The sequence below is a fragment of the Salmonella sp. SA14318 genome (assembly GCF_029866905.1).
Lineage (GTDB): Bacteria > Pseudomonadota > Gammaproteobacteria > Enterobacterales > Enterobacteriaceae > Salmonella > Salmonella enterica.
The window spans coordinates 3,098,564-3,120,933 of sequence record NZ_CP123282.1; the positions used below are offsets into that span (position 1 = coordinate 3,098,564).

Below are 22,370 nucleotides of genomic sequence, written 5' to 3' on the forward strand. Positions count from 1 at the left end.
TGGCAGTTTTTAGAGGTTTCCTGCACTTCTATTGCCCGATGGCGCCTGGCTTATCAGGCCTACAGAATACGTAACCCGTAGGCCGGATAAGACGGTACGTCGCCATCCGGCAACCACTACAACTACTTATGCGCTACGCTGCAACAGCATCGACTTAATATGGCCGATAGCGCGCGTCGGGTTTAGTCCCTTAGGACATACACTGACGCAGTTCATAATGCTGTGACAGCGGAATACGCTGAATGCATCGCTCATCCCTTCCAGACGACTGTCGGTCTCGGTATCACGACTATCGATCAGGAATCGATACGCCGCGAGCAGCCCCGCCGGACCGATAAACTTATCCGGGTTCCACCAGAATGACGGGCAGGATGTTGAGCAACAGGCGCAAAGAATACATTCATACAGCCCATCGAGTTTTTCACGCTGCTCCGGCATCTGCAGATGCTCACGAGCCGGTGGATTTTGCCCATTATTCAATAAGTAAGGCTTAATCTTCTCATATTGTGCGTAGAATTGCCCCATGTCTACCACCAAATCGCGGATCACCGGCAAACCGGGCAGCGGGCGAATCACAATCTTCTTACCCGGCTGAGTCAGCGCCGAAATAGGGGTAATACAGGCCAGACCATTCTTACCGTTCATATTCAAACCATCAGAACCGCACACACCTTCGCGGCAGGAACGGCGGAAAGAAAGGCTGGGATCTTTTTCTTTAAGCTGGATTAACGCATCCAGCAGCATCATGTCGCGCCCTTCTTCGCCTTCCAGGGTGTAATCCTGCATACGCGGAGCGTTATCGACATCCGGGTTATAACGATAAATCGAAAATTCGAGTTTCATCATCCTGTCTCCGCAATTAATAAGTACGAATCTTCGGCGGGAACGCCGGACGCAGTTTCGGCTCCATATTGACGCTTCGGCGCGTCATGGATTCCGTTTGCGGCTGATACAGGGTATGACACAACCAGTTGGCATCATCACGCTCCGGGAAATCGAAGCGGCTATGCGCGCCGCGGCTTTCCGTTCGGAAGTTGGCTGATACGGCAGTGGCGTAGGCGGTTTCCATCAGGTTATCCAGCTCCAGACACTCAACACGCTGGGTATTAAACTCGCTGGACGTGTCATCCAGACGGGCGTTTTTCAGACGCTCGCGGATCACTTTCAACTGCTCAAGCCCTTTCGCCATCGCGTCGCCTTCACGGAATACGGAGAAGTTATGCTGCATACACTCCTGCAACGCTTTGCGGATAGCCACCGGATCTTCGCCATTGCGGTTATTGTTCCAGCGATTCAGGCGCTCCAGAGAACCTTCAACGTCAGACTCGCTGGCGTCGCGCAGCACGCCCTGCTCGGCGATGGATTCCTGTAAATGCAGCCCCGCCGCGCGGCCAAAGACCACCAGATCCAGCAGTGAGTTACCGCCCAGACGGTTGGCGCCGTGAACCGATACACAGGCGATTTCGCCTACCGCAAACAGCCCCGGAATGACCACGTCTTCGCCCTGCTCGTTCACGGTCAGCGCCTGACCGGTCACTTTAGTCGGAATACCGCCCATCATGTAGTGGCAGGTCGGGATAACCGGAATCGGCTCTTTCACCGGGTCAACGTGGGCGAATGTGCGGGACAGCTCCAGGATACCCGGCAGGCGAGATTCCAGCACCTCTTTACCCAGGTGATCCAGTTTCAGTTTAGCGTGCGGCCCCCACGGACCGTCGCAGCCGCGGCCTTCACGGATTTCGATCATGATGGAACGCGCCACCACGTCACGACCCGCCAGGTCTTTGGCGTTCGGCGCATAACGCTCCATAAAGCGCTCGCCGTGTTTGTTCAGCAGGTAACCGCCTTCGCCGCGGCAGCCTTCTGTCACCAGCACGCCCGCCCCGGCGATACCGGTCGGGTGGAACTGCCACATTTCCATATCCTGCACCGGGACACCGGCACGCAGCGCCATACCGACACCGTCACCGGTGTTGATGTGAGCGTTGGTGGTGGACTGGTAGATACGGCCTGCGCCGCCGGTCGCCAGCACCGTTGCGCGGGCTTTGAAGTACACCACTTCACCGGTTTCGATGCACAGTGCAGTACACCCCACCACCGCGCCATCCTGGTTTTTCACCAGATCCAGCGCATACCATTCGGAGAAAATCGTGGTGTGGTTTTTCAAATTCTGTTGATACAGCGTGTGTAGCAAGGCGTGACCGGTACGGTCAGCCGCCGCCGCGGTACGTGCCGCCTGCTCGCCGCCAAAGTTTTTCGACTGGCCGCCGAACGGGCGCTGATAGATACGTCCATCATCAAGACGGGAGAACGGTAGCCCCATGTGCTCCAGTTCCAGAATCGCTTCCGGTCCGGTCTTACACATATATTCGATGGCATCCTGGTCACCAATGTAGTCCGACCCCTTAACGGTGTCGTACATGTGCCATTCCCAGTTATCTTCATGGGTATTGCCGAGCGCCACGGTGATACCGCCCTGCGCGGAAACGGTATGGGAACGGGTCGGGAAGACTTTCGAGAGCAGCGCACAGGTTTGGCCGCTCTGGGAAATTTGCAGCGCCGCGCGCATACCTGCGCCACCGGCACCAATCACAACAGCATCAAATTCTCTGACTGGCAGTTTCATTACACACCCCACACCACAACAAATCCATAGATGACGTAAACCACCAGCGCAACAACAATAACGAGTTGCAGTATCAGACGCACTGCCAGTGGTTTAACGTAGTCGGTTAACACCTGCCACATGCCGATCCAGGCATGAATCAAGATGGAAAAAAGCGCCAGCAGGGTGAAGACTTTGGTGAAGGCCGATGAGAAGAAACCGGTCCAGGCTTCAAAGGTCAGTTCGCCGCTCGTGGCGAAAAAACCCACCATGTAGATGATGTATAACGTCAGAACGATAGCGGTAGCACGGACCAGGATGAAGTCATGTACGCCATTGCGTCCTAATGCGGAGGCGTTGCTTACCATACGAGGACTCCTGCGAGAAGTGAAAGCACGACAGTGATAACAAAAGAGATTTTGGCAGAGCGTTGACCCGCTTCGAATGTTTCTTCCAGATAGCCAAAATCCATTAACATGTGACGAATTCCCACGATGACGTGATACGCCAGCGCGGTAAGGATGCCCCACATGATAAATTTAACGATGAAGCCGTCCATGATATCGGCGGCCTGCTGGAATCCTTCCGGAGAAGAGAGGCTGGTGCCCAGTAGCCACAGTAGTATGCCGACGGCGATGAAAGTAATCACACCGGATACGCGATGGAGAATGGACGCTATCGCTGTGATGGGGAACCGAATCGTTTGTAGATCCAGATTGACAGGTCTTTGTTTTTTCACATTTCTTATCATGAATAACGCCCACATGCTGTTCTTATTATTCCCTTAAGACTTCGGTTACAGAGGTGAATCTACCTGTAGCCAGAAAGACGACGGGATTTCCTTCCTCCGGTCTGCGTGCGGGTCAGACAGCGTCCTTTCTATAACTGCGCGTCATGTAAAACACTGCTTCCAGTAGCTAAAACGACACGTTACAACGCTGGGTGGCTCGGGATTGCAGGGTATTCCGGAGACCTGGCGGCAGTATAGGACGTTCACAAAATCATTACAATTAACCTACATATAGTTTGTCGGGTTTTATCCTGAACAGTGACACAGGTCACGATAACAACATTTTTTTAATTTTCAATCATCTGATTTGACAAACATTAAACAAAATTGTTACAAACGACACCAGAAAAAGCATATAATGCGTAAAAGTTATGGGGTCACTCTTTCACCTGTTAATAAGTTATGTAACAGTACAATGATATTGACCCATTCTTTCAGGACAGTTATTAGTGATAGACAGGTTACATTACTCGGATTGCTACGTTCCTGATTTGCTGCTAATTCGAAATTAATCAAGCCGTTACCTGCAAGCGCCCATTGCTCTGTACCCAGGTCATCCCCTCTTTCACAGAGCGGCGAGCCAAATAACAAACTGGTAACGGTTGATTGATGCATACACAGAATCTTCCCTGCACTAACGACGAGGAAGATGACGTGGAGAAGGCAAGTCTGAGTTCCGGCAGTCTTAAGCAATAAGGCGCTAAGGAGACCGTAAATGGCTGATACAAAGGCAAAAATCACCCTTACTGGTGATACTGCTATTGAACTGGATGTGCTAAAAGGTACACTCGGTCAAGATGTTATTGATATTCGTAGTCTCGGTTCAAAAGGAATTTTTACTTTTGACCCTGGTTTCACCTCTACCGCATCCTGCGAATCTAAAATCACCTTCATCGACGGCGACGAAGGCATTTTGTTGCATCGCGGTTTCCCGATTGACCAGCTTGCTACCGATTCCAACTATCTGGAAGTCTGTTACATCCTGCTGTACGGCGAAAAACCGACGCAGGAAGAGTATGACGAGTTCAGAACGACAGTCACCCGCCATACGATGATCCATGAGCAAATCACTCGCCTGTTCCATGCTTTCCGTCGCGACTCACATCCGATGGCGGTAATGTGCGGGATCACTGGCGCGCTGGCAGCGTTCTACCACGACTCGCTGGATGTGAACAATCCGCGCCACCGTGAAATCGCGGCGTTCCGCCTGCTGTCCAAAATGCCGACCATGGCGGCGATGTGTTACAAATATTCCATCGGTCAGCCGTTTGTTTATCCGCGCAACGACCTTTCCTACGCCGGTAACTTCCTGAACATGATGTTCTCCACGCCGTGTGAAACCTATGAAGTGAATCCGGTACTGGAGCGCGCGATGGACCGTATTCTGATCCTGCACGCTGACCATGAGCAGAACGCCTCTACGTCAACGGTACGTACCGCAGGTTCAAGCGGCGCCAACCCGTTCGCCTGCATTGCCGCCGGGATCGCCTCCCTGTGGGGACCCGCGCACGGCGGCGCCAACGAAGCCGCGCTGAAAATGCTGGAAGAAATCAGCTCTGTTAAACACATTCCGGAATTTGTTCGCCGTGCGAAAGACAAGAATGATTCTTTCCGCCTGATGGGCTTCGGTCACCGTGTTTACAAAAACTACGATCCGCGCGCCACCGTGATGCGTGAAACCTGCCATGAAGTGCTGAAAGAGCTGGGCACCAAAGACGATCTGCTGGAAGTGGCGATGGAGCTTGAGCACATTGCGCTCAACGACCCGTACTTCATCGAGAAGAAACTGTACCCGAACGTAGACTTCTACTCCGGCATCATTCTGAAAGCGATGGGCATTCCGTCCTCCATGTTCACCGTGATCTTCGCCATGGCGCGTACCGTTGGCTGGATTGCACACTGGAATGAAATGCACACTGACGGCATGAAAATCGCCCGTCCTCGTCAGCTGTATACCGGCTACGATAAACGCGATTTTAAATCGGCGCTGAAGCGTTAATTGACAACCGGATGGCGACACAACCCTCGCCATCCGGTACATTTTCCCTTTTTTCTTATCCTCATTATTTTATTCTTACCCCGTTACTCTCTATGATTAATTAAGGTTTCGCTAAATATCATTCAGGGAGCATGGAATGCCGATTCTGCAGTGGTTTTTGTTGTTCCTGTTATCGCTGCTCATTTCCCTTATTTTTCTCTATCTGCACCTTCCGGCGGCAATGCTGCTCGGTCCAATGATTGCGGGTATCGTGTTGAGTTTGCGAGGTAGTACGCTACAACTTCCGCGCGGTATTTTTCTCGCCGCGCAGGCAATTCTCGGCTGTATGATCGCCCAAAATCTAACCGGTTCGATATTGACCACCCTCGCCCTCTACTGGCCGGTCGTGCTTTTAGTATTGCTGGTGACGCTGCTTTCCAGCGCGGTAGTCGGCTGGCTGCTGGTACGTTACAGCTCGCTGCCCGGCAACACCGGCGCATGGGGGTCTTCGCCGGGCGGCGCGGCGGCAATGGTAGCGATGGCGCAAGATTACGGGGCGGATATCCGCCTGGTGGCGTTTATGCAGTATCTACGGGTACTGTTTGTGGCTGGCGCGGCGGTGCTGGTGACACGCCTGATACTCGGCGACAGCGCGGCAACGGTCAGCCAACAGGTGGTCTGGTTTCCGCCGCTTAGCGGTAATTTATTGACGACGCTGTTATTAGCGATCGTGGCGGGCATTGCCGGTCGCCTGATGCGTATCCCTTCCGGCACGATGCTGCTCCCCATGTTGGCAGGCGCGCTTCTCCATTCGCAAGGCATCATTGAGATTGAATTACCCGAATGGCTGCTGGCCGTGGCGTATATGGCGATAGGCTGGCGTATTGGGCTGGGTTTTGACAGACAGGTGTTTTTTATGGCGCTGCGGCCATTGCCGCAAATCTTATTGTCAATTTTCGCGCTGATGGCGATTTGCGCCGCGATGGCGTGGGGAATGGCTTACTACATGCAGATTGATTTTATGACGGCTTATCTCGCCACCAGTCCCGGTGGTCTGGATACGGTTGCCGCGATCGCGGCAGGAAGCAGTGCCGATATGGCGCTCATCATGGCAATGCAAACCCTACGGCTGTTCAGCATTCTGTTAACTGGGCCAGCAGTGGCCCGTTTTATATCAACCTATGCGCCCAGACAACCTTTGTAGGACTGATAAGCGTCGCGCCATCAGGCAATAGCCGCTCGCCGATGGCGGTTCCGGCTATTTCTGGCAATGCGGGCACCAGTAAAACGGGCGTGAAGAAAGTGTTGTCTTTTCAATAATGCCGCCGCACCGCTCGCACGCTTCGCCGTCACGGTGGAAAACCTTAAAGCGAAACAGTGCGCCATGATGCTTGTTTTCATCCGCCTGACCGCGAGTCGTGTAGGACAGGCGCGGAATATCCAACAGCGCGTGAGAAAGCGCATTCAGTTGCGCCTCGTTGAGATCTTTCGCTTTATGCTGTCCGGTTAACCCTACCTGCCAGAGGATTTCAACGCGCAGATAATTCCCCAATCCCGCCAGAAAGGCCTGATCCAGCAACAGTCCGGAAAATTGTCGGTTGCGAAAACGCGGCGACAGCAATCGAGCTTTAACCTCTTCCGGAGTGAGACGCGCGTCCAGCACATCCGGACCGACTCGCTGTAAAAAGGGGTGCGTCGTGAGCTGCTCTGCTCTCAGCATTTCGATATCAGACGCGCTATAAAGCAGAATAGTTTTATCCGCCGTTTGTAGCCTGACGCGCAATATACGCGTGGTCTGCGGTATTTCACCGGTGTCGATCACCCGCCATACGCCATAGAGTTGGTTGTGGCTGTAGAGCGTCAGGCCATTTGAAAAGTGGGTCAATAACGCTTTTCCCCGCGTCTCTATCCGGGTAACAATTTGACCGGTAAGTTGCGATTCATACGGTTTTAACTGTGCAAAGGCAAACCAGACATCGGTTAAGGGTTTGCCTTTGATTGCCGCCTCCAGGTTATCCGCCGCACGACGAATTTCCGGGCCTTCAGGCATGATAATATCCTTTGTTAACAGTTGATTAATGGACTACACCGCCTCTGACTGTCTGGAATGCACATCGAACGCCATAATGAACATCCACAGCCGTAATATAATAGCTTCAATCGTCGGGCTCTCAGGCAATAACGTGTATATTACGCGCATTGAACGCGGCGCGTAACCTGCGAGCGAATGCAAGCGCATACTCGCCGTCGCCATGAATGCACACCGTTTGCGCCGTGACAGTCGTCCACACGCCAGTAACGCTTTTCACTCTCCCGGCTTGTACCATATCCAGCGTTTGCGCCAGCGCCTGCTCTTCGTCGTGAATCAGCGCGCCAGGTTGCATGCGCGGCACCAGGCTACCGTCGGCCTGATAGCCGCGATCGGCAAACACCTCCTGCCGCGTCACCAGGCGATGGCGCTCACCGGCCCGGATCAGCTCACTTCCCGCCAGTCCAACCAGTATCAGTGACGGATCATAGTCGTGTACCGCTTTCGCAATCGCCTGTGCCAGATGAGGATCTTTCGCCGCCTGGTTATAGAGCATACCGTGCGGTTTGACATGGCGCATCACGCCGCCTTGCGCCTGGACAATCGCCCCCAGCGCGCCGATTTGGTACAGCGTCTGGGCGTATACCGTTTCCGGCGGCAAAACCATCGCCGTCCGCCCAAAATTATCCCGATCCGGAAAGCTGGGATGCGCGCCGATCGCCACGCCGTTTTTCAGCGCCTCGCGCACACAGGTCAGCATGGTTTGCGCATCACCGGCGTGAAAACCACAGGCGATATTGGCGGAGGAGACCAGCGTTAATAATTCGCTGTCGCTGGCGCAACCTTCGCCCAAATCCGCATTTAAATCAATGTTCATGCTGAAGTCGCCAGGTAAGCTGTTCCAGATAGCGCTGACGCTCACGGCGCGCGTTGAGCGCCTCTTCCAGCGAACATTGCACAAAATGGATCGGTTGTCCTAGCGGGATCTGCGCCAGATGGTACATATCTGCCTCGATGATGCAGGCAATGCGCGGATAGCCGCCAGTTGTCTGGGCATCATTCATTAGCACAATAGGTTGACCGTTGTAAGGCACCTGTACGACACCGGGCAGCAAACCGTGCGACAGCAGTTCGCGATCCGTTGTCCGCGTTAACGATTGCCCCTGCAAACGATAGCCCATGCGATTACTTTGCGGACTGAGCTGCCATGGCGAACGCCAGAACGCTTCTTGCGAGGCGCGATCGAATTCACGGTATTCCGGCCCCGGCAGCGCACGGATGCGATTCCCCCACAGTAACTGCTTCACGCCCTGCGGCCCGCTAAACTGTCGCGATGGTTTACCCGTCGCCAACCGATCGCCATCTTTTAGCAGCCGTCCTTCCAGCCCACCGATACCGGACTTCAGATCGGTACTACACGATCCCATCACCTCCGGCACAGCAATACCGCCCGCCACCGCCAGATAGCTACGCATCCCGTGAAGCGGTCGATGCAGCGTAAGACGTTGACCCGCTTTTACCGGCAATCGCCAGCCTGTCCAGACCGGTTGATCATCCAACTGCGCTTCGCAGCCTGCGCCGGTAAGAGCGAACCAGGTCTCATTTTCAAATTCGACAACCAGTTGACCGAGAGTGATTTCCAGCGCCGGGGCATTCGCATCGTTCCCGACCAGGAGATTAGCGGTCTGAAAGGCGGGTTTATCCAGCGCACCGCAGTGACTCAGCCCCGACTGACGAAAGCCGTGACGCCCGCTATCCTGCACGGAGGTGTAAATCCCCGCGCGAATAATATTCAGCATATTCCCTCCTTTTGCGGCACAAAGCGTACGCTATCGCCAGGGCGTAGCAGAACCGGAGGCTCCCGCATCGGATCGAATAACTTCAACGGCGTGAGGCCGATCAGCTGCCAGCCGCCCGGCGTGGATAATGGATAAATACCCGTCTGCGCGCCGCCGATGCCGACAGAACCGGCCGGAACCTGCAGGCGCGGCTCCGCGCGTCTGGGCATATGGAGCGGTTCTGGTAAATTCCCAAGATAGGGAAAGCCAGGCTGAAAGCCTAAAAACCAGACGACATATTCAACGGAGGCATGTAGCTCCACGACCTGCTTTTCACTCAAACCGCTGTGCCGTGCCACCGCCGCCAGATCCGGCCCGCCTGCGCCGCCATAGATCACCGGGATCTCAACCGAACGCGAGTCCGGCTCCAGCGCCTCGCTCTCTTCCCACCAGCGCTGCAGACGCTCAATCGCATCCAGCGCCAGGGTTTGCGGTTCCCGCAAGATCACGGTGATATTGTTCATCCCGGGAATGGCTTCCACCACGTTCGGCATATCGACCAGACGCTGCGTCAGACGCCAGATGCGTTTCTGGCTCGCCAGCGTAATCGGCGGTTCAAGTTCCAGGACGACCGCCGTTTCGCCTAACAGATAACAACGCGCTCGCTGCACTTTATTACCTCTCAGTTATGCCGGGTTAGGGATATCAATAAACGTCACATCCAACGCCGTGTTTTCGTTCAACCATTCGCTCAGGGCGCGAATACCGCCGCGTTCAGTGGCATGGTGCCCGGCGGCATAAAAATGCAGCCCCTGTTCGCGCGCGGAATGAATGGTCTGTTCAGACACCTCGCCGGTAATAAAAGCATCCACGCCGAAGCGGGCGGCGCTATCAATGAAACTTTGTCCGCCGCCGGTACACCAGGCGACACGCTGCACATTCTCTGGCCCGGTATCGCCGCACCATAGCGGTTTACGCCCCAGACGCGCTTCAATCCATGAGGCCAGTTCCAGCCCTGGCACCGGCATTGAGAGTTCTCCCCACGGCACCAGCGGCTCAATTTCTCCTTTCACGGTAATGCCCAATAGCGCCGCCAACTGCGCATTGTTGCCCAGCTCAGGGTGCGCATCCAGCGGCAGATGCCAACCGTAAAGGTTAATATCATTTGCCAGTAACGTTTTTAAGCGACGGCGTTTCATCCCGCGAATAACCGGAGACTCGCCTTTCCAGAAGTAACCATGATGAACAATGACCGCATCGGCCTGTAAACGCACCGCCTCATCGAGCAGCGCCTGACTTGCGGTCACGCCGGTAACGATTTTCTGTACCGTCTCTTTTCCTTCGACCTGTAAACCATTCGGCGCATAATCGCTTATTGCCGCACTGTTCAGCTTGTCGTTAATCAGTTGTTCCAGCTCGGTGTTTTTCATCATCGCTCCCTTTAACCCACGTTCTACTTTCCCGTTACGGGTTCAGTCTCCGTTAACATAGCCTTCCGTTAGCCGTTCGTCGATAAACATTTGTTTGACACATCAAGAAACAATCACCCCCGGGTTTGGCGCAAATTACTTAGCAAAACACGATCGGTTTCATGTATATTTATGCAATCAGAACGCATATTGCAGAAAAAATCAGTTCTGTATCATGTTGGTAACTTTAAGGAAACACGGCGATACGGCAGGCTTAATAAGCCCACAAAGAAAGGCATTATCTGAGAATGCCGCGTTCTTGCCGCAGCGCCTCTATCCCGGAAATACGATGAATAAACAAGCATCTCAACCCCGCGCTATTTACTACGTTGTCGCCCTGCAAATTTGGGAGTACTTCAGCTTTTATGGTATGCGCGCCCTACTGATTCTTTATCTCACCAATCAGCTAAAATACGACGATAACCACGCCTATGAGTTATTCAGCGCTTATTGTTCGCTGGTCTACGTAACGCCAATTCTCGGCGGCTATCTGGCGGATAAGGTGCTTGGCAACCGAATGGCAGTCATGCTGGGCGCATTTTTAATGGCTATAGGTCATTTAGTGCTGGGCGCCAGTGAGATCGCGCCGACATTCCTTTATCTGTCGCTGGCGATCATTGTCTGCGGCTACGGCCTGTTTAAATCGAATATTAGCTGCCTGCTGGGCGAACTGTACCAGCCGGAAGATCCGCGCCGCGACGGCGGGTTCTCGCTGCTTTACGCAGCGGGTAATATTGGTTCGATCGTGGCGCCTATCGCCTGCGGCTATGTGCAAGAGGAGTACAGTTGGGCGATGGGCTTTGCGCTCGCCGCTATTGGTATGCTGGCGGGGCTGGTAATCTTCCTGTGTGGAAATCGTCATTTCACCCACACCACCGGCGTGAATAAAGCCGTGTTGTGCGCCAGAAACTACCTGCTGCCGAACTGGGGCTGGCTGTTAATTTTGCTGGTAGCGGCGCCGTTGCTGATTACCGTTCTGTTCTGGAAAGAATGGTCAGTCTATGCCTTAATCGTGGCGACCGCGATCGGCCTGGTCGTGCTGGCAAAAATTTATCGTCAGGCGCAAACGACAAAACAACGCAAAGAACTGGGGCTGATTGTCACCCTGACCCTGTTCAGTATGCTGTTCTGGGCGTTTGCCCAGCAGGGCGGCAGTTCTATCAGCCTGTATATCGACCGCTTTGTGAACCGCGATATTCTGGGCTATTCCGTTCCTACCGCCATGTTCCAGTCGGTGAACGCCTTTGCCGTGATGCTGTGTGGGGTCGTCCTGGCCTGGCTGGTTAAAGAGAGCGTAAGCGGTAATCGCACCGTGCGTATCTGGGGCAAATTCGCGCTGGGTCTCGGTCTGATGAGCGCCGGATTCTGTATTTTGACCCTGAGCGCACGCTGGTCCGCCGCTTACGGACACTCTTCAATGCCGCTAATGGTGCTGGGACTGGCGGTGATGGGCTTTGCCGAGCTGTTTATCGACCCGGTCGCCATGTCGCAAATTACGCGCATTGATATCCCCGGCGTCACCGGCGTATTAACCGGAATTTATATGCTGCTGTCCGGCGCGATAGCTAACTATCTGGCAGGCGTCATCGCTGACCAGACTTCGCAAAGCGCCTTCGACGCCAGCGGCGCGGTTAATTACGCCATCAACGCCTATGTGGATGTTTTTGAACAGATCACCTGGGGCGCGTTAGCCTGCGTAGGGGTTGTCCTGCTGATTTGGCTGTATCAGTCCTTCAAATTCAAAAGCCGCGCGCTGGCCGTCGAATCCTGATAGCAGAATGCCCGGTAGTTTGCGCTACCGGGCCTGTATCACGTCCCTTTTCTCGCCGCCTCATAGGCGGAAAGCGTCGCGATTCTCGCCTGTTTGTGCTCCACAATAGGCCGAGGATAATCAAGCACGACTCCCGCTTTTTCCGCCCACCGCCACGGCTCGTGAATCGCTTTTCCAGGGATATCGCGTAATGCCGGTAGCCACTGGCGGATAAATTCGCCGTCGCGATCGAACCTCTCTCCCTGAGTCGTGGGATTAAAAATACGAAAATAAGGCGCGGCATCGGTACCGGTTGAAGCGGCCCACTGCCAGCCGCCATTATTGGCGGCAAGATCGCCGTCAATAAGCTGCGACATGAAATAGCGCTCCCCCAACCGCCAGTCAATCAGCAGATCTTTTACCAGAAAGCTGGCGGTAATCATGCGTAAACGGTTATGCATCCAGCCCGTCGCGTTGAGCTGGCGCATCGCCGCATCGACAATGGGATAACCGGTTTCGCCTTTCTGCCATGCCTGAAAATAGTGCGGGTTCTCCTGCCACGCGACGCGTTTTGTCCAGCGGATAAACGGCTGGTGTTTGCATAATGCCGGATACCAGGTCATTAAATGACGGTAAAATTCCCGCCAGATGAGTTCATTCAACCAGACGCTTCCCGGCCCGCCGTCCAGCGCCTGCGGCTGCTCCGCCAGTAATCGGTGCAGGCACTGTCGCGGCGACAGGCCACCCGTCGCCAGGCTGGCGGAAAGCCGACTGGTGCCGTCGACCGCAGGGAAATCCCGCCGTGACTCATACCCGTCTGCGCCCTGCGCGCAAAACTGACGTAGCTGCGCGATGACCGCGTTTTCTTCCACCGGGAAAAGCGCGGCGTCAAACGCCTGTTGCGGGTAGTTAAGCGAGACTGGCGTTAAGGGTGTAGAAAGCGCGCCGCTCACCCGGATCTTCGGGGCCGGAACGCACGGCGGGATATCCTCTTTTAGCCGTTTCAACCAGGCGTTTTTAAACGGCGTAAAAACTTTATACATTTCATGATTGCCGGTCATCACCGCGCCGGGCGCCAGAATCACGCTATCGTCAAAGCCTTCGCAGATGACAGAGGGCAGCGTTTTTTCCACCGCCGCATCACGCTGACGCTCGTTAAACTCATACTGATAGTTATAAAACAGATGGCTGACGTCATGCTGTCGGCAAACGTTTTTGACCGTTTCAATACTGGCGTTAAAATCCGCCACTTCATGAAACAGCAGCGGAATGCCTTTCTCTGCAAGGGCCGCCTGTAGCGCATTGAGCTGCGCGCTGATGAATGCCGCCTGCCGCGGCGCCATATCATGGGCCTGCCACTGCGCGGGGGTGGAAATATAAAGCGCCAGCACCCGCGCGGATGCATCGCGGCAGGCGGCGGCCAGCGCAAGGTTATCCTGTAAACGCAGATCGCGCCTGAACCAGACTAAATGGGTGGGCATACAACTCCTGAAAGATGAAACGTCACGGCGAATAGCGTTAAACAGTGTAGACCCTGGCGCATAAAAAAACCGCCAGCGTGGCGGCTGACGGTTTTTCAGGCTGGTCGCGATTAATAAAAGTCGCAGGTGGCTTTTTCAGCCTGCGCCATCCATACCGGTTTATCACTGGTTTTCGACCAGACACGGTGCAGATAACTATAAAAACGCGCGCGGTCTTTCCAGAAGAGCATCACCGGCAGCGCCAGCACGCCTGCGATCACCGCGAAAGCACGACGGGCAAAAATGACATGCGCCGGATAGTCTTTATAGTGTTCCATACGTTTCCCCCTTTTATACCGACGCTACCCGCCCCGGTATAGATTGAATCGGTGAATAGCACCGAAAAATTGAACCTCGTTACCTGATTAAAATAGTACCGCTTTCGGTGTAATTTTACTACTCATCCGACCACTTATTTTCACGCTTTTCCAGCAGATTTACATTCAAAGCGTAAATTAGTTACAAAAAGGTTAAATTAATACTAATCATTAGTTAAATAATGGTCTTTGCCATTTTTATACTTTTTTTACACTCCGCCCGCCAATTTTTGCGAAATCTTTGCAGCCAAAAAATTACCTTGCTCAGGAGTAAAACAATGCCACTGGAGGTGCTCTGTGAGTGCAGGCGTGATAACCGGCATCGTGCTGGTTTTCTTACTTTTAGGTTATCTGGTCTATGCCCTGATTAATGCGGAGGCGTTCTGATGGCCGCGCAAGGATTTTTACTGATCGCCAGTTTTTTACTGATTTTATTGGTACTGGCGAAACCATTGGGTTCGGGCCTGGCAAGGCTCATCGCCGCCGTTCCGTTGCCGGGCGTGGCTGGCATTGAGCGTATCCTCTGGCGGACTCTTGGCATTACCGACCACGAAATGAACTGGCGTCAGTATTTACTGGCGCTACTGACGCTCAATCTGCTGGGACTGGGCATCCTGTTTTGCCTGCTGTTCTGGCAGGAGTGGCTGCCCTTAAATCCGCAGCGGCTACCGGGGCTGTCCTGGGATCTGGCGTTGAATACCGCCGTCAGCTTCGTCACCAATACCAACTGGCAAGCATACAGCGGCGAAAGCACGCTGAGCTACTTTAGCCAGATGGCGGGGCTGACGGTGCAAAATTTCCTGTCGGCGGCGACCGGGATTGCGGTGGTTTTTGCGCTTATCCGCGCCTTTACGCGCCAGAATGTGCACACGCTGGGTAATGCCTGGCAGGATCTGGTACGCATTACGCTATGGATATTATTTCCTGTCGCGTTAATTATCGCGCTGTTTTTTATCCAACAAGGCGTACCGCAAAACCTGTCGGCTTATCAGCCCATCACCACCCTTGAAGGCGCTAAACAACTCTTGCCGATGGGTCCGGTTGCTTCGCAGGAGGCGATCAAAATGCTTGGCACCAACGGCGGCGGTTTCTTTAACGCCAACTCTTCGCATCCGTTCGAAAACCCCACCGCGCTCACTAATCTGGCGCAGATGCTGGCGATATTTTTGATTCCAGCCGCGCTCTGTTTCGCCTTTGGCGAAGCGGCGGGCGATCGCCGTCAGGGACGCGCGCTACTGTGGGCAATGTCATTCATTTTTGTGGTCTGCGTAGCGGTAGTGATGTGGGCGGAAGTTCAGGGAAATCCACATCTGTTGGCGGCAGGCGCGGACAGTAGCGTCAACATGGAGGGTAAAGAAACACGCTTTGGCGTGCTGGCCAGTAGCCTGTTTGCCGTCGTCACGACCGCGGCGTCCTGCGGGGCGGTAAATGCCATGCACGACTCGTTTACCGCTCTGGGCGGTATGGTGCCGATGTGGCTGATGCAAATTGGCGAAGTGGTCTTTGGCGGCGTCGGTTCAGGGCTGTACGGCATGTTGCTGTTTGTCCTGCTGGCGGTGTTTATCGCGGGGCTGATGATCGGTCGCACGCCGGAATATCTGGGGAAAAAAATCGACGTGCGCGAAATGAAAATGACCGCGCTGGCGATCCTGGTCACGCCGATGCTGGTCTTGTTGGGTTCGGCGCTGGCGATGATGACGGATGCCGGACGCAGCGCAATGCTGAACCCTGGCCCGCACGGTTTTAGCGAAGTGCTATATGCCGTCTCCTCTGCCGCCAACAACAACGGTAGCGCCTTTGCGGGTCTGAGCGCTAACTCGCCTTTCTGGAACTGTTTGCTGGCGTTCTGCATGTTCGTCGGCCGTTTCGGCGTGATTATTCCTGTCATGGCCATCGCCGGATCGCTGGTCAGTAAAAAAGTACAGCCGGCCAGTCAGGGAACGCTGGCGACCCACGGCGCGCTATTTATTGGACTGCTCATCGGCACGGTACTGCTGGTCGGCGCGCTGACGTTTATTCCTGCCCTGGCGCTTGGCCCGGTAGCGGAACATTTCTCTTTACCTTGAGCGATGTGGAGTACATTGATATGAGTCGCAAGCAACTGGCGCTGTTTGAACCTGTTTTACTCGTACAGGCGCTAACGGATGCCGTAAAAAAATTAAGCCCACGCGCCCAGTGGCGTAACCCGGTAATGTTTGTGGTCTGGGCCGGCAGCGTGCTAACCACTCTGTTAACGCTCGCTATGGTAACAGGACAAATAGCGGGAAGCGCCCTGTTTACAGGGGTGATCAGCCTGTGGTTATGGTTCACCGTACTGTTCGCCAATTTTGCCGAAGCGCTGGCGGAAGGCCGCAGCAAAGCCCAGGCAAACAGTCTGAAAGGAGTGAAAAAGACCGCGTTCGCTCGCCGCCTGCGCGCCCCGCGTCATGATGCGCAGGCCGATAACGTGCCCGCAGCTGAACTGCGGAAAGGCGACATTGTCCTGGTCAAAGCGGGCGATATTATTCCCTGCGACGGCGAGGTCATCGAAGGCGGCGCCTCGGTGGATGAAAGTGCGATTACCGGCGAATCTGCGCCCGTGATCCGTGAGTCCGGCGGCGATTTCGCTTCTGTCACCGGTGGCACGCGAATTCTTTCCGACTGGCTGGTGATTGCCTGTAGCGTCAATCCTGGCGAAACCTTTCTTGACCGGATGATCGCGATGGTGGAAGGCGCGCAGCGGCGGAAAACGCCTAACGAGATTGCCCTGACGATTTTGCTCATCGCCCTGACCATTGTCTTTTTACTGGCGACCGCCACCCTGTGGCCCTTCTCCGCCTGGGGCGGTAACGCGGTCAGCGTCACCGTGTTGGTGGCGTTGCTGGTGTGCCTGATCCCCACCACCATCGGCGGGCTACTCTCCGCCATTGGCGTAGCCGGAATGAGCCGAATGTTGGGCGCGAACGTCATCGCCACCAGCGGCCGCGCCGTAGAAGCCGCGGGCGATGTCGACGTGCTGCTGCTGGATAAAACCGGCACTATCACGCTCGGCAACCGCCAGGCGTCCGATTTTATACCCGCCCGAGGGGTGGACGAACGCACGCTGGCTGACGCCGCGCAGCTCGCTTCGCTGGCCGACGAAACGCCGGAAGGTCGCAGCATTGTGATCCTCGCCAAACAGCGCTTTAACCTGCGTGAACGCGATGTGCAGTCGCTTCATGCCACCTTTGTTCCGTTTACCGCACAAAGCCGCATGAGCGGGATTAATATCGATAACCGGATGATCCGTAAAGGCTCGGTGGACGCGATTCGGCGTCATGTCGAGAGCAATGGCGGCCATTTTCCCGCCGATGTCGAGCAAAACGTCGAGAACGTGGCGCGTCTGGGCGCGACGCCGCTGGTGGTCGTGGAAGGCGCGCGCGTACTGGGTGTTATCGCCCTCAAGGATATCGTTAAAGGCGGCATTAAAGAACGTTTCGCCCAGCTACGAAAGATGGGCATTAAAACGGTGATGATCACTGGCGATAACCGCCTGACGGCGGCAGCGATTGCCGCCGAAGCCGGTGTGGACGATTTTCTTGCCGAAGCCACGCCGGAAGCCAAGCTGGCGTTGATCCGTCAATATCAGGCGGAAGGACGGCTGGTCGCCATGACCGGCGACGGCACTAACGATGCCCCGGCGCTGGCGCAGGCTGACGTCGCGGTGGCGATGAACTCCGGCACCCAGGCGGCAAAAGAAGCCGGTAATATGGTGGATCTGGACTCTAACCCGACCAAATTGATTGAAGTGGTGCATATCGGTAAGCAGATGCTGATGACGCGCGGCTCGCTCACCACCTTCAGTATCGCGAATGATGTAGCGAAATATTTCGCCATTATTCCCGCCGCGTTTGCCGCTACCTATCCGCAGCTAAACGCGCTCAACGTGATGGGGCTACATTCGCCGAACTCCGCCATTCTGAGCGCGGTGATCTTTAACGCCCTGATTATTATTTTTCTGATCCCGCTGGCATTAAAAGGCGTGAGTTATAAGCCGCTTTCCGCATCGGCCATGCTGCGCCGTAATTTATGGATCTATGGTCTGGGTGGTCTGGTGGTGCCGTTTATTGGCATCAAAGTGATTGATGTGCTGCTGACCCTGCTGGGTCTGGCATGAGGTGTATGATGATCGGTTTACGTCCTGCTTTTTCGACAATGTTATTTCTGCTGTTATTGACCGGCGGCGTGTATCCGCTTCTGACCACGGCGTTGGGGCAGTGGTGGTTTCCCTGGCAGGCTAATGGCTCGCTGATTCATAAAGACAATGTGATACGCGGCTCAGCGCTTATCGGACAATCGTTTACCGCCGCGGGTTATTTTCATGGCCGGCCCTCCGCCACCGCCGATACGCCTTATAATCCACTGGCGTCGGGCGGAAGCAACCTGGCCGCCAGCAATCCCGAACTGGATGCGCAAATACAGGCCCGCGTCGCCGCGCTACGCGCCGCTAACCCCCAGGCGAGTTCCGCGGTTCCGGTTGAGCTGGCGACGGCCTCGGCAAGCGGGCTGGATAATAATCTGACGCCCGGCGCCGCGGCATGGCAAATCCCCCGCGTGGCGGCGGCTCGCCAGCTTCCCGTTGAACAGGTCGCGCAACTGGTTGCAGAATATACGCACAGGCCGCTGGCGCGCTTTCTTGGGCAACCGGTGGTGAATATTGTTGAGCTTAATCTGGCGCTGGATGCGCTACAGGGACACAGAGCGAAATGAACGACGAACCCTTGCGTCCTGATCCGGATCGCTTGTTGGAACAAACGCCCCCGCCCCACCGGGGGAAGTTGAAAATTTTCTTCGGCGCCTGCGCAGGCGTCGGAAAAACCTGGGCGATGCTGGCGCAAGCGCAGCGGCTGCGAGCGCAGGGGCTGGATGTGGTGATCGGCGTGGTAGAAACGCATGGCCGTAAAGAGACCGCCGCGCTACTTGACGGGCTGACCATTCTGCCGCCAAAACGTCACTCGCACCGGGGGCGGCAAATTCGCGAATTTGACCTGGATGCCGCCCTCGCCCGGCGTCCGGCGCTGATTTTAATGGATGAGCTGGCGCACAGTAACGCGCCTGGCTCACGCCATCCTAAGCGCTGGCAGGATATTGAAGAGCTGCTGGAAGCGGGAATCGACGTTTTCACCACCGTGAACGTGCAACATCTGGAAAGTCTGAATGATGTGGTGAGCGGCGTCACGGGGATTCAGGTGCGCGAAACCGTCCCCGATCCCTTTTTTGATGCCGCCGATGAAGTCGTACTGGTCGATCTGCCGCCCGACGATCTGCGCCAACGGCTCAACGAAGGTAAAGTGTATATCGCCGGTCAGGCGGAACGCGCTATTGAACATTTTTTCCGCAAGGGCAATCTGATCGCCCTCCGCGAGCTGGCGCTACGCCGGACAGCCGATCGCGTGGACGATCAGATGCGCGCCTGGCGCGCGCATCCGGGCGAAGAAAAAGTATGGCATACCCGCGATGCGATTTTACTGTGTATCGGGCATAACACCGGCAGCGAAAAACTGGTGCGTACCGCGGCGCGTCTGGCCTCCCGGCTCGGCAGCGTCTGGCACGCCGTCTATGTCGAAACGCCAACGTTACACCGCTTACCGGAAAAACAACGGCGGGCCATTTTAAGCGCGCTGCGCCTGGCGCAGGAGCTTGGCGCGGAAACCGCCACCCTGTCCGATCCCGCCGAAGAGAAAGCGGTCGTGCGCTATGCCCGCGAACATAATCTGGGGAAAATCGTCATGGGCCGCCCGGCGTCGCGACGCTGGTGGCGACGTGACGCTTTCGCCGACCGTCTTGCCAGGCGCGCGCCGGATCTCGATCAGGTGATCGTCGCGCTGGAAGAGCCACCAGCGCGCGCGTTGGCGCAAACGCCTGATAACCGACCTTTTAAAGAGAAATGGCGTGGGCAGATTCAGGGCTGTCTGGTCGCCGTGGCGCTTTGCGCCATCACCACGCTTATCGCTATGCAGTGGCTTGTCACCTTCGACGCCGCCAATCTGGTGATGCTCTATTTGCTGGGCGTAGTGGTGATTGCGCTGCTTTACGGACGCTGGCCGTCGGTGGTGGCGACGGTGATTAACGTGGCGAGTTTCGATCTCTTTTTTATCGCGCCACGCGGTACGCTCGCCGTTTCGGACGTGCAATATTTGCTGACCTTTGCCGTGATGCTGACGGTAGGTCTGGTGATTGGCAATCTTACTGCCGGGGTGCGCTATCAGGCGCGCGTCGCCCGTTATCGGGAACAGCGTACCCGCCATTTATATGAAATGTCTAAAGCGCTGGCCGTCGGGCGTAGCGAACATGATATCGCCGCGACCAGCGAGCGGTTTATCGCCTCGACGTTCCAGGCGCGCAGCCAAATTTTATTACCTGATGCTAACGGTAAGTTGCTGCCTCTCACCCACCAGCAAGGCATGACGCCGTGGGACGACGCAATTGCGCGCTGGAGTTTTGATAAAGGCCAGCCTGCCGGCGCAGGCACCGATACCCTCCCTGGCGTACCTTATCAAATCCTGCCGCTGAAAAGCGCCGATAAAACATACGGTCTGGCTATCGTCGAACCGGGTAATTTGCGTCAGTTAATGGTGCCGGAACAGCAACGCCTGCTGGAAACATTTACTCTGCTTGTCGCCAACGCGCTGGAACGACTGACGCTGACCGCCAGCGAAGAACAGGCGCGTCTCGCCAGCGAGCGCGAAAGTATTCGCAACGCTCTGCTGGCGGCGCTGTCGCATGATTTACGCACGCCGCTGACGGTATTGTTCGGCCAGGCGGAAATTTTGACGCTGGATTTAGCCAGCGCAGGATCGCCCCACGCGCGTCAGGCCAGTGAAATCCGCCAGCATATTCTCAACACCACCCGGCTGGTGAATAATTTGCTGGATATGGCGCGTATTCAGTCCGGCGGGTTTAATCTTAAAAAAGAGTGGCTGACGCTGGAAGAGGTCGTCGGTAGCGCGTTACAGATGTTAGAGCCGGGTTTATTGCATCCGATTACATTGTCGCTGCCGCAACAGTTAACGCTTATCCATGTCGATGGCCCCTTATTTGAGCGCGTCCTGATCAACTTGCTGGAAAACGCCGTTAAGTACGCCGGGCCGCAGGCCAGTATCGGCATTGATGCTGCGGTTAAGGACGATCGTTTACAACTGGATGTCTGGGATAACGGGCCGGGTATTCCTGCGGGGCAAGAACAGAAGATTTTCGATAAGTTCGCCCGCGGCAACAAAGAGTCCGCCGTCCCCGGCGTGGGGCTGGGGCTGGCGATTTGCCATGCTATCGTAGAGGTACACGGCGGCACGCTTACCGCCTATAATCGACCGCAGGGCGGCGCCTGTTTCCGTGTGACGCTGCCGCAAGGAAAGCCACCTGAACTTGATGATTTTCATGAGGATATGTGACAAACGTTCTGATTGTTGAAGATGAACAGGCCATCCGCCGCTTTCTGCGCGCCGCGCTGGAAGGCGACGGCCTGCGCGTGTATGAAGCTGAAACATTACAACGTGGTTTACTGGAAGCCGCCACGCGAAAGCCCGATCTGATTATTCTCGATCTCGGCCTGCCGGACGGCGACGGAATCGATTTTATTCGCGACCTGCGTCAGTGGAGCGCAATACCGGTGATTGTCCTTTCCGCCCGCAGCGAAGAAAGCGATAAGATTACCGCGCTTGACGCCGGAGCTGATGATTACCTGAGCAAGCCATTCGGCATTGGCGAGCTGCAGGCGCGTTTGCGTGTCGCGCTGCGACGGCACGCCGCCAGCCCTTGCGCCGATCCGATCGTCCGCTTTTCCGGCGTGACGGTCGATCTCGCCGCACGGTTAATCCACCGTGGCGACGAAGAAATCCATCTGACGCCGATTGAGTTCCGCCTGCTGGCGGTATTACTCAATAATGCCGGCAAGGTATTAACCCAACGGCAGTTATTAAACCAGGTCTGGGGCCCTAACGCCGTGGAGCATAGCCACTATTTGCGCATCTATATGGGACATTTACGCCAGAAACTGGAACAAGATCCCACCCGCCCACGCCATTTTATTACCGAAACCGGAATTGGCTATCGCTTTATGCCGTGAATAGCTATTCATTATTTTTAAATAACTTCTAATTTTTATGTCATTTATTTT

The 22,370-nt window shown here is 55.4% G+C and carries 21 protein-coding genes; 9 read left to right on the forward strand and 12 right to left on the reverse strand.

Annotated elements, in window-relative coordinates; all coding sequences use genetic code 11:
- Positions 1-126: 126 nt before the first annotated feature.
- From sdhB to QEN32_RS14940, 5 genes are all read right to left on the reverse strand, one after another.
- Positions 127-843: a succinate dehydrogenase iron-sulfur subunit SdhB gene (sdhB, locus tag QEN32_RS14920; protein WP_001537859.1), complete on the reverse strand. Its 717-nt coding sequence runs from the start codon at positions 841-843 to the stop codon at positions 127-129.
- Positions 844-859: 16 nt separating this feature from the next.
- Positions 860-2,626, reverse strand: coding sequence for a succinate dehydrogenase flavoprotein subunit (gene sdhA, locus QEN32_RS14925; RefSeq protein ID WP_000775561.1), 1,767 nt, complete (start codon positions 2,624-2,626; stop codon positions 860-862).
- Positions 2,626-2,973, reverse strand: a complete 348-nt coding sequence (sdhD, locus tag QEN32_RS14930; protein WP_000254356.1) for a succinate dehydrogenase membrane anchor subunit — start codon at positions 2,971-2,973, stop codon at positions 2,626-2,628. Before sdhD ends, sdhA begins: the two co-directional genes overlap by 1 nt.
- Positions 2,967-3,371: a succinate dehydrogenase cytochrome b556 subunit gene (gene sdhC / locus QEN32_RS14935; RefSeq protein WP_000263340.1), complete on the reverse strand. Its 405-nt coding sequence runs from the start codon at positions 3,369-3,371 to the stop codon at positions 2,967-2,969. The genes sdhD and sdhC overlap by 7 nt, the downstream gene beginning before the upstream one ends.
- A gap of 393 nt (positions 3,372-3,764) precedes the next feature.
- Positions 3,765-4,010: a hypothetical protein gene (locus QEN32_RS14940; protein WP_001539488.1), complete on the reverse strand. Its 246-nt coding sequence runs from the start codon at positions 4,008-4,010 to the stop codon at positions 3,765-3,767.
- Between the two features lie 100 nt (positions 4,011-4,110).
- Between QEN32_RS14940 and QEN32_RS14945 the strand changes: the two genes are divergently transcribed.
- Together QEN32_RS14945 and QEN32_RS14950 are read left to right on the forward strand one after the other, a co-directional pair.
- Positions 4,111-5,394 carry a citrate synthase gene (locus QEN32_RS14945; protein ID WP_000785808.1) on the forward strand — a complete coding sequence of 428 codons (1,284 nt, stop codon included), beginning with the start codon at positions 4,111-4,113 and terminating at the stop codon, positions 5,392-5,394.
- A 136-nt stretch (positions 5,395-5,530) separates the two neighbouring features.
- Positions 5,531-6,577, forward strand: coding sequence for an AbrB family transcriptional regulator (locus QEN32_RS14950; RefSeq protein WP_023182236.1), 1,047 nt, complete (start codon positions 5,531-5,533; stop codon positions 6,575-6,577).
- 54 nt (positions 6,578-6,631) lie between these two features.
- On the opposite strand, the gene nei is transcribed toward QEN32_RS14950, so the two are convergent.
- From nei to ybgI, 5 genes are all read right to left on the reverse strand, one after another.
- The gene (gene nei, locus QEN32_RS14955; protein WP_265321916.1) at positions 6,632-7,423 is read right to left on the reverse strand and encodes an endonuclease VIII; all 792 of its coding nucleotides are present in this window, start codon (positions 7,421-7,423) and stop codon (positions 6,632-6,634) included.
- 121 nt (positions 7,424-7,544) lie between these two features.
- The gene (gene pxpA / locus QEN32_RS14960) at positions 7,545-8,279 is read right to left on the reverse strand and encodes a 5-oxoprolinase subunit PxpA (RefSeq protein WP_001017909.1); all 735 of its coding nucleotides are present in this window, start codon (positions 8,277-8,279) and stop codon (positions 7,545-7,547) included.
- Complete coding sequence (gene pxpC / locus QEN32_RS14965) at positions 8,269-9,201, reverse strand: 5-oxoprolinase subunit PxpC (protein WP_000932044.1); 933 nt, start codon at positions 9,199-9,201, stop codon at positions 8,269-8,271. The genes pxpA and pxpC overlap by 11 nt, the downstream gene beginning before the upstream one ends.
- Complete coding sequence (gene pxpB / locus QEN32_RS14970; RefSeq protein WP_001188371.1) at positions 9,195-9,851, reverse strand: 5-oxoprolinase subunit PxpB; 657 nt, start codon at positions 9,849-9,851, stop codon at positions 9,195-9,197. The genes pxpC and pxpB overlap by 7 nt, the downstream gene beginning before the upstream one ends.
- 15 nt (positions 9,852-9,866) lie before the next feature.
- Complete coding sequence (gene ybgI / locus QEN32_RS14975; protein WP_000798844.1) at positions 9,867-10,610, reverse strand: radiation resistance protein YbgI; 744 nt, start codon at positions 10,608-10,610, stop codon at positions 9,867-9,869.
- A gap of 328 nt (positions 10,611-10,938) precedes the next feature.
- Between ybgI and QEN32_RS14980 the strand changes: the two genes are divergently transcribed.
- Positions 10,939-12,420, forward strand: coding sequence for an MFS transporter (locus tag QEN32_RS14980; RefSeq protein WP_001041128.1), 1,482 nt, complete (start codon positions 10,939-10,941; stop codon positions 12,418-12,420).
- Between the two features lie 38 nt (positions 12,421-12,458).
- Here the strand turns inward: QEN32_RS14980 and phrB are convergent, their stop codons facing one another.
- Together phrB and QEN32_RS14990 are read right to left on the reverse strand one after the other, a co-directional pair.
- Positions 12,459-13,880: a deoxyribodipyrimidine photo-lyase gene (gene phrB / locus QEN32_RS14985; RefSeq protein WP_265321915.1), complete on the reverse strand. Its 1,422-nt coding sequence runs from the start codon at positions 13,878-13,880 to the stop codon at positions 12,459-12,461.
- A 110-nt stretch (positions 13,881-13,990) separates the two neighbouring features.
- A complete protein-coding gene (locus tag QEN32_RS14990; protein WP_000401433.1) occupies positions 13,991-14,197 on the reverse strand; it encodes a YbfA family protein in 207 nt (68 codons plus the stop codon).
- 336 nt (positions 14,198-14,533) lie between these two features.
- Between QEN32_RS14990 and kdpF the strand changes: the two genes are divergently transcribed.
- Genes kdpF through kdpE form a run of 6 tightly spaced genes read left to right on the forward strand, consistent with a single transcriptional unit; the run spans position 14,534 to position 22,319 of the window.
- Entirely contained in the window at positions 14,534-14,623 is a 90-nt protein-coding gene (kdpF, locus tag QEN32_RS14995) for a K(+)-transporting ATPase subunit F (RefSeq protein ID WP_001670793.1), read from the forward strand.
- The gene (gene kdpA, locus QEN32_RS15000; RefSeq protein ID WP_000730068.1) at positions 14,623-16,302 is read left to right on the forward strand and encodes a potassium-transporting ATPase subunit KdpA; all 1,680 of its coding nucleotides are present in this window, start codon (positions 14,623-14,625) and stop codon (positions 16,300-16,302) included. Before kdpF ends, kdpA begins: the two co-directional genes overlap by 1 nt.
- A 20-nt stretch (positions 16,303-16,322) precedes the next feature.
- On the forward strand, positions 16,323-18,371 hold the full coding sequence (gene kdpB, locus QEN32_RS15005; RefSeq protein WP_000088034.1) for a potassium-transporting ATPase subunit KdpB: 2,049 nt from the start codon (positions 16,323-16,325) through the stop codon (positions 18,369-18,371).
- A gap of 8 nt (positions 18,372-18,379) precedes the next feature.
- Positions 18,380-18,964 carry a potassium-transporting ATPase subunit KdpC gene (gene kdpC, locus QEN32_RS15010; protein ID WP_000579804.1) on the forward strand — a complete coding sequence of 195 codons (585 nt, stop codon included), beginning with the start codon at positions 18,380-18,382 and terminating at the stop codon, positions 18,962-18,964.
- Positions 18,961-21,645 (forward strand): two-component system sensor histidine kinase KdpD, encoded by a 2,685-nt coding sequence (gene kdpD / locus QEN32_RS15015; protein ID WP_000997487.1) that lies wholly within the window; start codon positions 18,961-18,963, stop codon positions 21,643-21,645. The genes kdpC and kdpD overlap by 4 nt, the downstream gene beginning before the upstream one ends.
- Entirely contained in the window at positions 21,642-22,319 is a 678-nt protein-coding gene (kdpE, locus tag QEN32_RS15020; RefSeq protein ID WP_265321914.1) for a two-component system response regulator KdpE, read from the forward strand. Before kdpD ends, kdpE begins: the two co-directional genes overlap by 4 nt.
- The last annotated feature ends 51 nt before the right edge of the window (positions 22,320-22,370 follow it).